Raw genomic sequence first — 14,303 nt, 5'->3', positions numbered from 1 at the left:
GGAGGCGAAAATCGGCGTTCAGGCGCCGCCCGACAGGCTGGCCGATAACAGCAGCAGGCCGACCAGGAAGATGAAGGCGGCGCCGCCGATCTCGACGATGGAATGGATGCGGTTGCCGATGCGGCCGTCGCCGGCGAAATAGACCGCCCAGTTCTTGGCCAGCACCGCGATCGTCGCCAGCGCCGACACGGTGATCGCGGTGCCGATCGACATCGCCAGCACCGACAGCAGTCCGCCCACCCACAGCCCATTGAGCAGCGCGAAGCTCAGCACGATCAGCGCGCCGGAGCAGGGGCGGATGCCGACGGCGGCGACCGCCGACCAGGCTGTGCGCCAGTCGAACCGATCGCCCGACAGCATCGCCGGGTCCGGTGCGTGCGAATGACCGCAGGTCTCGCAGACTTCGCCCGGGCCATGGTCGTGGTGGTCGTGCGCGGCGTGATGGTGGTGCTCATGCGCGCCATGATCATGGGCGTGGGCATGCGAATGGTCATGATGATCATGATCGTCATGCATGTGCAGGGCATGCGCGGCATGCGCATGCGCGTGGAAATGGCCCGCATGGGAATGCGCGTGGGCGTGCGCGTGCCCGGCATGGGAATGCCCGCCATGCGAATGGCCGGCATGGGCGGCCGACAGGCTGTAGGCGGGGGTTTTGCCCAACAGGCGCAGGATCGACGGACCGAGCTTGCGCCACAACAGCCAGGCGCCGAACAGCGTTACCAGCACGTAGCTCGAGATTTCCAGGAACCAGGCGGCGTCGGTCATCGAGATCGCGGTGCCGCGCAGCACGAAATAGGCAAGCATCATGACCACCACCGCCGTCAGGCCCTGCAGCAGCGCTGAGACGAAGGAGAGCATGATGCCTCGCTTCAGCGCGAACTCGTTGGCGACCATGTAGGACGAGATCACCGCCTTGCCGTGGCCGGGACCGGCGGCATGGAAGATGCCATAGGCGAAGGACAGGCCGATCAGCAGCCAGAGCTTGCTGCCGTCCTGGCGCATCGCCTTCATGGCGGCCGCCAGCGAATGGTAGAACTCCTGCTGCCTGAGATTGATCCACATCAGGACATGCGCGAACGGACCCGTGGTGGTCGGCGCCATGCCGTCATTGGTGCCGATGCCGAGCGAGCTTTGCGCATGCGCGACGGCGGGCAGGTGGGTGATCACCAGGGTGGCGGCCAGCAGGCCGAGCGCCAAGCGGATATTCGTGGGATGCCCCACCAATATCCGCCTGGATTCCGTTGTCTGTCGCAGGCTCCGCTCGCAAAACCGTGGGACACTTTTGCGGAACCTGCTTGCGCGCAGCGATGGTTTCATCACCAAATCATCCTTCCGGCGGGCAGTTCAACTCGAGCTTGGTGGCGAATATCTTGCTCATGTCGGTGCCTGTCGGATCGTTGAAGAACGCCTCCGTCAGGGTCTTCTGATTTTCCTTGATCGCCTCGTCCGGATCGGGACGGATGACCTTCTTGGTGCAGGTCGAGGGCAGGCCTTCGACGGTAAGGTTGGCGTCGTCGGTGAAGTCGATGGCGGTGTAGAAGGTCGGATCGTAGACGCCGATATCGATCTTGCCGGCAAGCTTGATCGGCGTCTTGGGCTGCGACTCGAACAGGATGATCAGCTGGTCGTTGTCGAAGTTCGCCATCAGGTGCGGCGGTGGCACCATGGGCGCGTCCTTGCCGTCCTGGGTGACGAGCTGGAAGTAGTTGAACTCGGCCAGCGAGGAATGGACGGTGTCGGCCACTTCCTTGAGCTCTTTGTCGTCAAGTTTCAGATCGGAGTTCTTGTCGAACTCCATCATCACTGTACTCGAAAACAGGTCGTCAAAGCGCCAAACGTGGCGCAACGCCGTCACACTTTGGTGATCCTGGCTGAGGATGACGTCGAGTCGGGCCTCGGCGAAGACATGCGGGTGCACTTCGGCCTGCTCGACCGAGGCTAATGTGGCCGCAAGGGCCGAAGCCAGCATGGTTGCTTGCCGTTTCAGATGCATTCCGTGCCGCGATTCCATTGACTTTGTTTTACGCAATTCCGGACGGAAAACCGCTACACACTTTTCCTGGAATTGCTCTAGGGAGCGAACCCGAGGGTTGACATAAAGCGGGCGAAATTGGGACGCCCGCTTCAGCTTCGTCTTTACGCCCGCCGCTGCGGACGTTCGGCCGACAAGTCATCAAGCGGTGTCGCGCGTCCTGAACCACTGCACCAGGAAGTCGACGAAGACGCGCACCTTGGCCGGCAGATAGCGTCGGTGCGGATAGACGGCGAAGATGCCGGTGCCCGACAGGAGGCGATCGTCGAGCGCTGTGACCAGCTTGCCGGACGCGACGTCGGGAGCGGCGATGAAATCGGGCAGCATGGCAAAGCCGAGGCCCGAGAGCGCGGCGGCCCTTGCCACGATCGGGCTGTTGACCTCGATTGGGCCTGACACGGCGACGCTCATGGATTCCTCGCCCTCGCCCTTGAAGCGCCAGTTGGCCAGCGAGCGGCCATTGGTGTCGACGATGCAGGGCATGTTGGCGAGGTCCTGCGGCCGCGTCGGCGCGCCATGCTTGGCGATCAGATCCGGCGAGGCGCAGAGCCTGACCGAGAACGGCGCCAGCCGCCTGGCGATGAGCGAAGAGTTCTCCAGTCGCGAGATGCGCACGGCAAGATCGAACCCTTCCTCGACCAGGTCGACGAAGCGGTCGTCGAGATGGATGTCGAGCACGATGTCGGGGTGCTGCCTGGTGAAGTCGATCAGCGACTGGCCGATCGGCGCGTCGGCGAAGGTGCGGGCGGCCGACAGCTTGATCCTGCCGCGAACGTCGCCGGAAGACTGGCGCACCGTCTCGGCGAGGCTGTCGACTTCGCGCACGATTTCCGAGGCCCGCTGATAATAGGTATGGCCGGCTTCGGTGAGCGAGAACTGGCGCGTGGTGCGGTTCAAAAGCAGCGCGCCGAGCTCGTCTTCCAGCTCGCGCACGTATTTCGACAGCAGCGCCTTGGAACGGCCGATCTTGCGACCCGCGGCCGAAAAGCCTTCCGCCTCGACCACGTCGATGAAGGCGCGCATGCGGGTCAATGTGTCCATCGTCAGACCTTTCGTGCCGCGTCGAGAATCTTGCGGCCGAGCCGTATCAGGGCAACGTCGCTGCCGGAAGGCCCCAGCAGCGACAGGCCGAAGGGTGCGCCGTCGACGGAGCCGATCGGCAAGGTGATCTGCGGAAAGCCCGAGAGGCCGGAGAGGCATAAGAGATGCAGCGCCCTTTCGCGATAGGCCTGGAACTGTTCGGGCGTGCTGGCGGCGAGCGGGGCGGCGCCGGGAACGGTGGGCAGGACTAGGAAGCTGTCATTGCCGAGCAACGCGCCCAGCTCGTCCCGGAACGCCAGTCGGCGCGCGGCTTCGGTGGCGGCGGTTCTGGCATCGACGGTGCGGCCGAAACCGAAACGTTCCTCGACGCCGGGGCTTAGGCGGCCGCCGGCCGAGATCCAGGCGCCATGCTCGCGCCAGGCCTCGAAGGCCTGCAAGCGGCGAAAGCACCAGTAGAGCTCGTCAGGGAATGAGGCGAAGGCGTATTCGGTCTCCACCGGCTGGCCTATGACCGAAGCGGCCAGCGCCTTCATGCGCGCATATTGCTCGGCTTCCGCCGGGCCCATGACGAAGGCATCCAGCCAGCGGATCGACAGCGGCCGGGTGAGCGGGTGCTGGTGCGGATCGCGGCCGAGCAAAAGCTTGCCGACCGCCTCATAGGTCTCGATGTCGTCGGCGAACCAGCCGAAAGTGTCGAAGCTCGAGGCGAGCTTCATGGCGCCTTCGAGCGGGATGCGGCCATGCGTGGTGCGCAATCCGATCAGGCCGCAGAAGCTTGCCGGCGCGCGGATCGAACCGCCGGTGTCGGAGCCGGTGGCGATGTTCGCCAGCCCGCCGGCAACCGCGGCCGCCGAGCCGGAGGAGGAGCCGCCGGTGACGCGCTTGGGCGCGGCGGGATTGACCGGGTACGGGAAATGCGCGTTCTGGCCGAACAGCGAGAAGGCCAGCTCGTCGGTCTGGGTCTTGCCGACGAATCGCGCGCCGGCATCGAGGATCGTTTGTACCGCTGCCGCGGTGCGCGAGGCGGCATGCGCTTCCTCGAATTTTTGCGGGTTGCCGCAGCCGGTGCGGTAGCCGGCAACGTCGTAGATGTCCTTGACGGCCAGACGCAGGCCGGCGAGCGGGCCCAATTCCGCATTCGCCACAGGCATTTGGCGCAGATCGAGGAAGGCGTTAAGCGGTCCTTGAGTTCCTGGCATCGTTCGATATCCGGATACGGTCGGACAAACATTGTTCGATGCCAGAAAATTTACAACTGCGCTTACGATTTTTATTGATTGTGAAACCCTTCGCTCCTATATCGCGCTTGCCCAAAGTCGCACGTGCCTGTGGGTGTCCGCCGATCCTCGAATGGTGAGGGCAATCGGTAAGGTAACTGGAGCCAACCACTCCAGTCGGTCAGTGGCCAACCACAAGATCGAGGACACCTTGAAGCAACGACGGTGCGGGCCTTTCTGGTTCTCTTCCGGTTGTCCAAAGACCGGGGTTACTAAAGAGGCACACCTTCATTGCCGGCAGTGCGGACGGGTCTCCCATCCAAGCCAAGGCAGACAAAGCGAACCGAGGCCGGGCAAGGCCAAGGTTCACCGCCGCGAGACGGCATTTCATGGTTCCGGGGTCTCCACCGGCTGGTTCCATGGATTTTCCGTCCCGCCTTTGTCCACCGCGTGTTCGCGAGGCTGAGCGCCCGCGTCTCGCAGCCTTATTGCGCGCCGCAAGGCGTTATGGAGAGACCCCGATGGCCACCCAGCGCATCCTTGACTTCCTCGCCACCCGACGTCCGAACGGCCCCTGCCTCGTCCTCGACCTCGATGTCGTGCGCGACAATTTCCGTGCCTTCGAGAAGGCGTTGCCCGATTCCAAGATCTACTATGCGGTGAAAGCAAACCCGGCGCCGGAAATCCTGCGCCTGCTTGCTGCGATGGGCTCGTCCTTCGACACCGCATCGGTTGCCGAGGTTGAGATGGCGATGGATGCCGGCGCGCCGGCCGACCGCATTTCCTTCGGCAACACCATCAAGAAGGAGCGTGACATCGCACGCGCCTATCAGCTCGGCATCCGCCTGTTCGCCGTGGATTGCGTCGAGGAGGTCGAGAAGATCGCCCGCGTCGCCCCCGGCTCGCGTGTGTTCTGCCGCGTGCTCACCGACGGCGAGGGCGCCGAGTGGCCGCTGTCGCGCAAGTTCGGCTGCGTGCCGGCGATGGCCGTCGACGTGCTGCGCCATGCCAAGAGCCTCGGCCTCGACGCCTATGGAGTGTCGTTCCATGTCGGCTCGCAGCAAACCGATCTGACGGCCTGGGACCGCGCGCTCGGCGACGCCAAGAAGGTGTTCGCGACGCTGGCCGACGAAGGCATCGTCTTGAAGATGGTCAACATGGGCGGCGGTTTCCCGACCCGTTACCTGAAGGACGTGCCGGTGGCGCAGGCCTATGGCCAGGCGATCTTCTCGGCGCTGCGCAAGCATTTCGGCAACGCGCTGCCCGAGACGATCATCGAGCCGGGCCGCGGCATGGTCGGCAATGCGGGCGTCATCAAGTCGGAAGTCGTGCTTATCTCGAAGAAGGCCGACAACGACAATGTGCGCTGGGTGTTCCTCGACATCGGCAAGTTCGGCGGCCTCGCAGAGACCATGGACGAGGCGATCCGCTATCCGATCGTCACGCGCCATGACGGCTCGGAGACCGCGCCTTGCGTGCTTGCCGGCCCGACCTGCGATTCGGCCGACGTGATGTATGAGAAGACGCCTTATCCGCTGCCTTTGTCGCTGACCATCGGCGACGAGGTGCTGATCGAAGGCACCGGAGCCTACACGACCACCTATTCGGCGGTCGCGTTCAACGGCTTCGAGCCTCTCCGATCCTACGTGATCTGAGCAGTTCGCAAGAAACCGCTCAGATCAACCCGGGCGGGTCATCCGCCCGGGCTCGCTTGTGGAACAGATCTCCGCTCGTGAAGGATCGCGGATATGGAATACCTGATCAAATCGGCCAATGCGGCCACCCAAATTGCCCCCTCGTCCGGACCGTCGGCTGAGCTTTTCTCCGCGGGGGAGAATGGCTCGACGGCAGTGCTTGCGCCCTCCCTTGCCCTCCGGGCACAGGCTGGCTCGCGCAGCGCGCCGGACGAGGGGGCCGCCCAGGCGCCGGCCTTCGTCATCGTTGGCGAAGCCGTCGACGATGTCATTGCGCGCGAAATCCTGCTCGACCGGGCCATGGGACCGAACCGCAGGAAGAAGTCGTCCGAGAAGCTGCGGCGCGGCCGCCGGCCGTCGGAAGGCCTGGCCTTCGTCGCCCGCGATCCGTCGGGCGCAGTCGTCGGCACGGTGCGGCTTTGGGATGTCAGGCTGGGCGAGGGCGGTCCGGCGCTCCTGCTCGGCCCGCTCGCGGTCGAGCCGGGGTTGAAGAGCGGCGGCATCGGTTCGGCGCTGATGCGACACGCGGTCGCCGAAGCCGCGCGGCTCGGTCACGGCGCAGTGCTGCTCGTCGGCGATGCCCCCTATTACGGCCGGTTCGGCTTCTCGGCCGACCTCACCGGAACGCTTGCCATGCCTGGCCCCTATGAGCGGCACCGGCTTCTGGCGCTGGAGCTGAAGGACGGCGCGCTGGATGGCGCCAAGGGCACGATCAAGGCCGCCGGCCGCAAGATCAAGGGACAGGCCCAGGGCTTCGTCGCCTGACGCCCACTATTCGACAAAAAACAACGTCGCCCGATGGGCGGCGTTGTTTTTTGCGAACGATCAGCCGAGCAGCTGGCTGAGCGCCATGGCGACGGTCATGTCGCCTTCGACCTTGAGCTTGCCGGCCATGAAGGCCATGGTCGGGTTGAGGTCGCCGGCAATCAGCGAGTCCAGATCGTCAAGCGAGAGCTTGACGGTGCAGTCGGTCGGCGCATCAGTGGTCGAGACGGTCGCGCCGTCGATGACGATGACGCCGTCGCTGCCGGTATCGAACTTGACCGAATGCTCGAAACCGGCGCTTGCCACGCGCGACCTGATCTTGTCGGCAATCTCCTGAACGCCCATGGCAGTTCTCCTCACTGGTTGCGTTGACGCGCACCGGCTCGCGGCCGCTGGGCGACGCGCCACGCCTGCGCGTGGTCGCATGTCACCGGCGCATATAGCTTCGAGTTGACGTTAACGTCAACGCGATCACCATGCGTCAAGTCGCATCACAGGTAGGCAGGCTCAGGCACATCCATGCCGAATCTTGGTCGGGCAATCAATGCTCCGGCGCGGCCTTGAACGCCTTGGTCATCGCCGCCGCGGTTTCGCCGGCGCCTCTGCGGCGGCGGAGCGCGTTGTCGCGGATATCGTCCTTGGAGAGGAAATTGACCTGGTCGATCAGCACGTCGTGCACCAGCTCGACGCCGATGCGGGTGTTGATGGTGTCGCGGATCGACTTGCGGAAGGCGTCGAGATCGATCGATTCCTTCTTGGTGAAATCGATCTGGGGATTGGAATAGAGGTAGGAATAGACCTGGTCGGTCATCAGCGCCTGCGCGGGCACCGACAGTTTCTTAATCTCCGCCGGCTCCACCGTGTAGACGAGCTTGGTGAGGAAATAGCCATCGATCCTGCCGTCGCGCAGCAGCGGCACCGAGATCATATCGGTCTTGACGTAGTCGAGCCCGCCCAGCATCGGCTTCGGCGGTTCGGCCGCGCCGCGCTGGCTTGCCGCCTGGAAGGAATAGAAGACCGCGCCGAGCGTCACGGTGCAGATCCACAGCGCGGCGGCGATGAATTTTATCATGTTCTATTTGCTGCGAGCATGATCTTGTCCGAAAACCGGCCTCCACTTTTCGGGATCATGCTCGAGCCATTCCGAACTCGCCGGCCGAATAGGTGCCGTCGGTATCGGCGCGCTGGATGGCGTTTCTCAGAAGCGTGGCGACCTCGTTGACGGCGTTGAGATGGGCCAGGATCGCCGCCTCGTTCTTCGCCAGTTTCTGGCGCAGCCTCAGCAGGCCCTCGCGATGCTGCTCGAGGAATTCGATCTCGTTGGCGCCCTTGAGCGCCCGGTTCAGCTCGTAGAGATAGCGGCTCTTGCGCGCGTTCGACGACTTGAGGTCATAAGCCGTCCCGCTGCGGATGCCGGCGGTCTCCTCCTCCACGACTTCCTCGATGCGGCCGATGATGGCGGCGAGGTTGCCGGGTCGTGCGGCGGGCGCTTCCCCTGCGCTGGTCCGTGCGGGAAGGTTGGAAAGGTCCGTTTCGTCGGCCATGTAGGTCCCTAGATCTTGATGTCCGTTTTTATGGTGGTTTCGTCGCCGGTCATCGACCGTGCGGCCTTGCGCTCAAGCTCCTCGAGCATCGAGGTCGAAAGCCTGGTCTGCTGGTCGATCTCGGTTTTCTGCGGCCCGCCGGCAACTGGGCCGACCGGCACCTTGTGCTCGCCGTCGAGATAGTGGTCGGCCAGCATCGATCTGGCGATGCCGATGCCGCCATGCGCGGCCATGACATCAGCCACCTTCTCGGCGAGCTGCGATTTCCACATGTCGCCGGCAAGGCCCTTGCCGTAGACGCCCTCGGTGTCCTTGGGCATCATGTTCTGGATGAAGGTCGTCAGCACCATCGCCTCGAAGCGCTGGAACTTCTTCGCCGGATTGGCGGCTTCCGCCTTGTCGGCCGTGGCGCGAGAAAGCACGGAGCCGGCATCGACCGTGGCGGACGGATCGACCGAGAAGGCACCGGGCGCACCACCCGCGCGCCTGAGGAGCGCCGCGCGCGCGGCCTCGACATCGGCCGGCTCCGCTGCGCGGGCAACGTCCATGACGATGTCGCTGGGTGGGGAAATGGCCAAGAACGTCCGCCCTTTGCAGATATTGTTAGTTGCACAATGACTGAAGAAGCTTGTGGCAGGCTTGCGGAAAAAGGGAGGCGAAATGCGGATGTATGGATCGGTTATCTGCTTCGCACCACGGGTGGCGTTCCCCAATCAGATGTTTCTGATGTCGCCCTTAAGGCCGGTAGCGGATGGTCTTATTCGGATACGAGAGGACAAAAAGCTGTCATTCCGCTGCGATCCCGCCATCGCGAAACGACTCCGGGAACGGTCGCTGTAGCGCCCCAAGAGCTCGCTCGCAAAGGTGCTTCAGCGATTGCGCAAAATGTAGATAGATATATGTCTGTTTCGTTGCCGAGGCTTCTATGAGCGAGCAAAATCGCCATTCCTGGCGGGAGCGCATGACGATCCTCGGCGATGTCGAGGCGGCATCCTTCCTTCCGTGGATCGAGCGTCATGCCGCCAAGCTCGGGCTCGCGCAGGCAATATGCTTTGCCGGTCCCGACCGCATTGAACTCGACATTGCCGGTCCGGCCGAGCTCATCGACATGATGGAGATGGGATGCTCTCTTGGACCAATCGATGTCTGGGTCGAGGCCATCCGCCGGGCGCCGATCGAGATCTAGGTTTTCCAGTCGCTGGTCTTGCCTACCCTAGGGTGCCATGCACCTTTTTTGGGCATTATTGCCAGTGAGGAAATGTTGTGCAAACGTGACCGGGTCTTTTAGCATGTCCTTGACCGCTAAGCCGTGCTCGGGAACATGCTGGTGTCGTTTGAAAGTTGATGTATGCCGCCCTACCCGACCGGCTCTTGGATGCCTGTTGCCCTCTCCGCGGACTTGCCTGCGGGAACCGTGATGCCAGCTCCATCCCCAGCCGGGCCGATTGCCCTTTGGCGAAGCCGCTCCGGCCGTGTGGCGGCCTTTGCCGACAGATGCCCTCATCGCGGCATGCGCCTCTCCCACGGCTTCGTGCGCGGTGAGACCCTGTCCTGCATCTATCACGGCTGGAGCTATGCCCAGGTGGGAAACTGCCTACGCATTCCGGCCCATCCGGCACTGACGCCGCCGGACACGATTCGTGTCGCGACACAGCCCGTCGAGGATGGCGGCGGCATCATCTGGATTCCGGTTGGCGAACCAGCCGCCGGGCCGCCACGGTTCGACGGAGTTACTCCCCTGCGCTCAATGGTGGTGGAGGCCGACATCGCCGCGCTGGAGTCGGCCGCCGGGACGAAGGCCGGCGAAGGCCTGCTCGACTATACGCATGATGGCCGGAACGTGCGGCTGCTGCTTGCTCCCGAAGGGAAAGCGCGGACGCTGATGCATGTTCTGGTGGACGAGGACAGCAATCCGAGCGAGCGTATCGCCGCGTCGAGGGCCGCCGAGGCGCTGCGGCGGGCGGCCGAGCATGTTGCGGCCAGCGGGACCGCCCGATGACCCGCAACGCGATGATCGACGAATGGTATCCGGTCGGCCTTGCCAGCCAGCTCGATGCGCATGGACGCAAGACCGCCCTCATGGGCGAGCCGATCGAGGTGAGGCTCGGCGAGGACGGGAACGCCAAGGTCACCGGCGGCAACGGACGTGTTCTGCCGGCCTGTATCCGCTATGGCCATGTCTGGGCGTCGCTCGGCGATCCGCAAAAGCCGCTGTTTGCGATCCCCGAGGCCGACCAGCCCGGCCGCCGGCTCGTCGATGTCGGGGTGGTGCGCGTGCGCTGCTCACCGCTGCGCGCGGTGGAGAACTTCCTGGACATCGCGCATTTTCCGTTCGTCCATACCGACATATTGGGAGCCGAGCCGCATACGGAGGTGCAGAACTACAAGGTCGAGATCCGCGAGGACGAAGACGAGGTATGGGCAACCCAGGTGCAGTTCTACCAGCCGCAGGCCGCCAAGTCGGCGGAAGGCGGCATCACCACGCAATACATGTATCGCGTGCCCGCGCCGACCTGCTCGATCCTCTACAAAACCTGCCCGCCGCGCCCGGGTGAATGGGACGTCATCACCCTTTTCGTGCAGCCGCTTGCCGAAGACCTGTGCGACGTCTGGCCATGGATGGCGCTGTTCGACGACGAAACGCCGATGACCGACCTGATCCATTTCCAGCAGACGATCTTCGTCCAGGACCGGTCGATCCTTGAAAACCAGATCCCGGGGCTGCTGCCACTCGATCCCGGCATGGAGATTCCCACGCGGGCCGACCTGACCTCGGTTGCCTACAGGCGCTGGCTGAAACGCCACGGCTACACCTACGGCGCGCAGCTGGTGGCGCAATGAAGCTCTACGACTACGTCCTGTCACCGAGCTGCTACAAGGTGCGCCTGATGGCGGCGCTGACCGGTGTGGCGCTCGACATCCGCCCCGTCGACTTCCATCCCGGCGGTGAGCATCGCGGCCCCGAACTCCTGGCGCTCAACCCGGCGGGCTCGATCCCGATCCTGGAGGATGGCGACCTCGTCCTGACTGAATCCTCGGCCATGCTGGTCTACCTCGCCGCGAAGGCGGCGCCGCAATGGCTTTGCAACGATGCGGCCAGACCGGCGGCGACCGTCCAGCAATGGCTTTCCTTCTCGCATCGGCTGACCGCCAGCCTGGGAGCGGCGCGCCTGCACGAGATGCTGCTGCGTCCGGGCAATATCGATGCGCTTCGCGCGCAGGGCACGGCGGCCCTGCGGGAACTGGAAGCCGGCCTCGTCGAACAGCGCATCCGCGGCCAGCGCTTCCTTGCGTCGGACCGGCCGACGGTCGCCGATATCGCCTGCTTTCCCTATGTCGCCTTGGCGCCGGACGGCGGCGTTTTGCTCGATCCCTATCCCGCGATCCGGCTGTGGTCGCGGGCGATCCGCGCCATCGACGGCTTCATCGAGATGCCCGGCATCCACCGGCTGCACGAGCTCAAACCCGAGCCCGTCCCTGAAGGCGGCGAAGCCTGACATGCCAGGTTATCTGTTGAAGAGCTGCGCTACGGTCATCGTCGACGATGGCGACGGTCCGCGCGTCCGTCGCAATGTCGATATCTTGACCGACGGCCCGGCGATACGGGCCATCGGCGAAGGCCTCGACAAGGGGGAACTGCCTGGCGGCACCGTCGCGCAGGACGCCGCCGGCTGGTTTGTCTATCCCGGCCTCGTCAACACCCATCATCACTTCTTTCAATGCTTCGTGCGCAACCGCGCCGAACTGGACTGGACGAAGCTGTCGGTCATCGAATGGCTCGACCGCATCTACCCCATTTTCTCGCGGCTGACCGAAGAATGCTTCTACCACGCGTCGATCACGGCGATGGCGGAGTTGATAAAGCACGGCTGCACGACGGCTTTCGACCATCAATACTGTTTTCCGCGTCACGCCGGCAAACGGCTGATCGACCGGCAGTTCGAAGCGGCCGAACTACTCGGCATGCGCTTCCATGCCGGACGGGGCGGCAACACGCTGCCGAAATCGGAAGGCTCGACTATCCCCGACGCCATGCTGGAAACGACGGACGAGTTCGTCGCCGACTGCGCCCGGCTGATCGATGTCTACCATGATGCCGGTCGCTTCGGCATGCGCCAGGTCGTCGTCGCGCCCTGCCAGCCGGTCAACTGCTATCGCGACACCTTCGTGGAATCGGTGGCGTTGGCGCGCGACCGCAACGTGCGCATGCACACCCATGTCGGCGAGGGCGAGAGCCCTGTCATGCAGGCCCGTCACGGCCTGCGCACGGTCGACTATTGCGCCGAGATCGGCTTCTGCGGGCCGGATGCCTTCTATGCCCATTGCTGGGAGCTCACCCACGACGAGCTGCGCAAGATGGCGGCGAGCGGCACCGGCGTCTCGCATTGCCCTGAGCCGGTCTATCTCGTCGGCGCCGAGATCACCGACATACCGGCGATGTCGGCCCTCGGGCTCAGTGTCGGACTGGGCTGCGACGGCGCCGCCTCGAACGACAATTCCAACCTAATGCACTGCATCCATTCCGCCTACATGCTGCAATGTCTGGCGGCGTCGACGCGCGACCATCCGGTGCCGCCGCCGGCCGATTTTCTCGGCTATGCGACGACGGGGGGTGCGGCGCTGCTCGGGCGCGGCGACATCGGCAGGCTGGCGCCCGGCATGGCCGCCGACCTCTTCGCCATCGACACCCGGCGCATGGACTATGTCGGCACGCGGCATGATCCGCTGAGCCTGCTGACCAAGGTGGGCATCGGCGCGCCGACCGACATGACCATGATCAACGGCCGGGTCGTTTGGGCCAAGGGAGAATTCCCGGGGCTCGACGAGGCCAGGATGTTCGCGCAAGCCGAGGCGGCGCTCGCGACCGTGCAATTCTAGCAACCAAAACCAAAAGCAAGGGGAACCGACATGCTGATAAATCTTACCCGCAGAACATTGATGAAGGGCGCCGCCGCTTCCGGCCTCGTTGCCGCGGTGGGCAGCCGCGCGCTTGCCGCCGGCGAGCCGCTGGGCATCGCGCTGGTGGTCCCGTCGCCGGTCGGCGATGTCGGCTGGGGTCGCGCGCTCGCCGACGGGCTCGAGCCGGTCAAGGCAGCCTATGGCGACAAGGTGAAGGTCACCATCATCGAGAACATACAGGAGGGACCCGACGCCGACCGCATCATGAACAAGGCGGTCGCCGACGGGAACAAGTTCCTCATCGCCGGCTCCTTCGGATACCAGAACGGCGCCCTGCAGATCGCTCGGCGCAATCCCGACGTCACCGTGCTACATGCTTCCGGTTTCCAGGTGGCGCCGAACTTCTCGCCCTTCGCGGCCCAATATTCGCAGGGCACCTACCTGATGGGCATGGCCGCAGCCGCGCTTTCGAAGACCGGCAAGCTCGGTTCCGTCTCCGCCTTCGCCATTCCCGAGCTGATCACGTCAATCAACGCCTTCACCTTGGGCGCGCAGGCGGTTAAGCCCGATGTCGAGGTTTCGGTCGTATGGGTCAATTCCTGGTTCGACCCGGCCAAGGAGCAGGAGGCCGCCAAGGCGCTGCTGGCGCAGAAGTGCGACGTCATTTTCTCCAACGCGCAGGATACGCCGTCCGTCATTTCGGCCTGCGAGGAGGCCGGCGTCCCCGCCTTCAACCTCAACTCGTCGATGAAGAAATACGCGCCCAAGACCTATCTCGGCTGCGTGGCGACCGACTGGTCGCCCTTCTTCAAGGCCTCGGTCGACGCCCACCTCGCCGGCACCTTCAAGGGCGGCAACGCTTTCCTGGGCGTCGGCGACAAGGTTGTCGAGGTCGTTGACTGGAACCCGGGCATTCCGGCCGACATGATGGCCAAGATCAAGGCGGTTGAAGCCAAGATCGCCGACGGCAGCTTCTCGCCCTTTACCGGTCCGATCGCCAAGGCCGACGGCAGCGAGGGCGTCCCCGCCGGCAAGACGATGGCGGAGGCCGAGATCGTCGCCATGGACTGGCACGTCAAGGGTGTCACCACGCCGCTACCCAAGTAAC

Annotated in this window: 16 protein-coding genes; 8 read left to right on the top strand and 8 right to left on the bottom strand. The window is 64.4% G+C overall.

Annotated elements, in window-relative coordinates; all coding sequences use genetic code 11:
• Positions 1-18 precede the first annotated feature (18 nt).
• From EN869_RS08885 to EN869_RS08870, 4 genes are all read right to left on the bottom strand, one after another.
• Positions 19-1,224: a nickel/cobalt transporter gene (locus EN869_RS08885; RefSeq protein WP_245489396.1), complete on the bottom strand. Its 1,206-nt coding sequence runs from the start codon at positions 1,222-1,224 to the stop codon at positions 19-21.
• Between the two features lie 103 nt (positions 1,225-1,327).
• Complete coding sequence (locus EN869_RS08880; RefSeq protein WP_127225716.1) at positions 1,328-1,996, bottom strand: DUF1007 family protein; 669 nt, start codon at positions 1,994-1,996, stop codon at positions 1,328-1,330.
• A gap of 180 nt (positions 1,997-2,176) precedes the next feature.
• Positions 2,177-3,076, bottom strand: a complete 900-nt coding sequence (locus EN869_RS08875) for a LysR family transcriptional regulator (protein WP_127225717.1) — start codon at positions 3,074-3,076, stop codon at positions 2,177-2,179.
• 2 nt (positions 3,077-3,078) lie between these two features.
• Positions 3,079-4,275: an amidase gene (locus EN869_RS08870; RefSeq protein WP_127225718.1), complete on the bottom strand. Its 1,197-nt coding sequence runs from the start codon at positions 4,273-4,275 to the stop codon at positions 3,079-3,081.
• Positions 4,276-4,814: 539 nt separating this feature from the next.
• On the opposite strand from EN869_RS08870, the gene odc2 reads away from it, so the two are divergent.
• Together odc2 and EN869_RS08860 are read left to right on the top strand one after the other, a co-directional pair.
• A complete protein-coding gene (gene odc2, locus EN869_RS08865) occupies positions 4,815-5,948 on the top strand; it encodes an ornithine/lysine decarboxylase (protein ID WP_127225719.1) in 1,134 nt (377 codons plus the stop codon).
• A 93-nt stretch (positions 5,949-6,041) separates the two neighbouring features.
• On the top strand, positions 6,042-6,752 hold the full coding sequence (locus EN869_RS08860; protein WP_127225720.1) for an N-acetyltransferase: 711 nt from the start codon (positions 6,042-6,044) through the stop codon (positions 6,750-6,752).
• A 60-nt stretch (positions 6,753-6,812) separates the two neighbouring features.
• Here EN869_RS08860 and EN869_RS08855 read toward each other — a convergent pair whose 3' ends face one another.
• The 4 genes from EN869_RS08855 to EN869_RS08840 all read right to left on the bottom strand — a co-directional run bounded on the left by EN869_RS08855 (position 6,813) and on the right by EN869_RS08840 (position 8,874).
• A complete protein-coding gene (locus tag EN869_RS08855) occupies positions 6,813-7,097 on the bottom strand; it encodes an SCP2 sterol-binding domain-containing protein (protein ID WP_040997164.1) in 285 nt (94 codons plus the stop codon).
• Between the two features lie 196 nt (positions 7,098-7,293).
• Positions 7,294-7,824 (bottom strand): hypothetical protein, encoded by a 531-nt coding sequence (locus tag EN869_RS08850; protein ID WP_127225721.1) that lies wholly within the window; start codon positions 7,822-7,824, stop codon positions 7,294-7,296.
• Between the two features lie 55 nt (positions 7,825-7,879).
• Positions 7,880-8,296, bottom strand: coding sequence for a hypothetical protein (locus EN869_RS08845; RefSeq protein ID WP_127225722.1), 417 nt, complete (start codon positions 8,294-8,296; stop codon positions 7,880-7,882).
• An 8-nt stretch (positions 8,297-8,304) separates the two neighbouring features.
• On the bottom strand, positions 8,305-8,874 hold the full coding sequence (locus EN869_RS08840) for a rod-binding protein (protein ID WP_245489395.1): 570 nt from the start codon (positions 8,872-8,874) through the stop codon (positions 8,305-8,307).
• Between the two features lie 347 nt (positions 8,875-9,221).
• Between EN869_RS08840 and EN869_RS08835 the strand changes: the two genes are divergently transcribed.
• The 6 genes from EN869_RS08835 (at position 9,222) to EN869_RS08810 (ending at position 14,302) form a co-directional block, all read left to right on the top strand.
• On the top strand, positions 9,222-9,482 hold the full coding sequence (locus EN869_RS08835; protein ID WP_127225723.1) for an acylphosphatase: 261 nt from the start codon (positions 9,222-9,224) through the stop codon (positions 9,480-9,482).
• 162 nt (positions 9,483-9,644) lie between these two features.
• Positions 9,645-10,295 (top strand): Rieske 2Fe-2S domain-containing protein, encoded by a 651-nt coding sequence (locus EN869_RS08830; protein WP_127225724.1) that lies wholly within the window; start codon positions 9,645-9,647, stop codon positions 10,293-10,295.
• A complete protein-coding gene (locus EN869_RS08825) occupies positions 10,292-11,137 on the top strand; it encodes an aromatic ring-hydroxylating dioxygenase subunit alpha (RefSeq protein ID WP_127225725.1) in 846 nt (281 codons plus the stop codon). Before EN869_RS08830 ends, EN869_RS08825 begins: the two co-directional genes overlap by 4 nt.
• Positions 11,134-11,793 (top strand): glutathione S-transferase family protein, encoded by a 660-nt coding sequence (locus EN869_RS08820; RefSeq protein WP_127225726.1) that lies wholly within the window; start codon positions 11,134-11,136, stop codon positions 11,791-11,793. The genes EN869_RS08825 and EN869_RS08820 overlap by 4 nt, the downstream gene beginning before the upstream one ends.
• Position 11,794: 1 nt before the next feature.
• The gene (locus tag EN869_RS08815; RefSeq protein ID WP_127225727.1) at positions 11,795-13,174 is read left to right on the top strand and encodes an amidohydrolase; all 1,380 of its coding nucleotides are present in this window, start codon (positions 11,795-11,797) and stop codon (positions 13,172-13,174) included.
• 33 nt (positions 13,175-13,207) lie between these two features.
• Complete coding sequence (locus EN869_RS08810) at positions 13,208-14,302, top strand: BMP family ABC transporter substrate-binding protein (RefSeq protein ID WP_189341230.1); 1,095 nt, start codon at positions 13,208-13,210, stop codon at positions 14,300-14,302.
• Position 14,303: the final 1 nt, after the last annotated feature.

It is taken from the genome of Mesorhizobium sp. M2D.F.Ca.ET.226.01.1.1 (assembly GCF_004022705.2).
Lineage (GTDB): Bacteria > Pseudomonadota > Alphaproteobacteria > Rhizobiales > Rhizobiaceae > Mesorhizobium.
The sequence above is the reverse complement of the archived record's forward strand: the minus strand, read 5'-3'. Positions and strand labels throughout refer to the sequence as shown.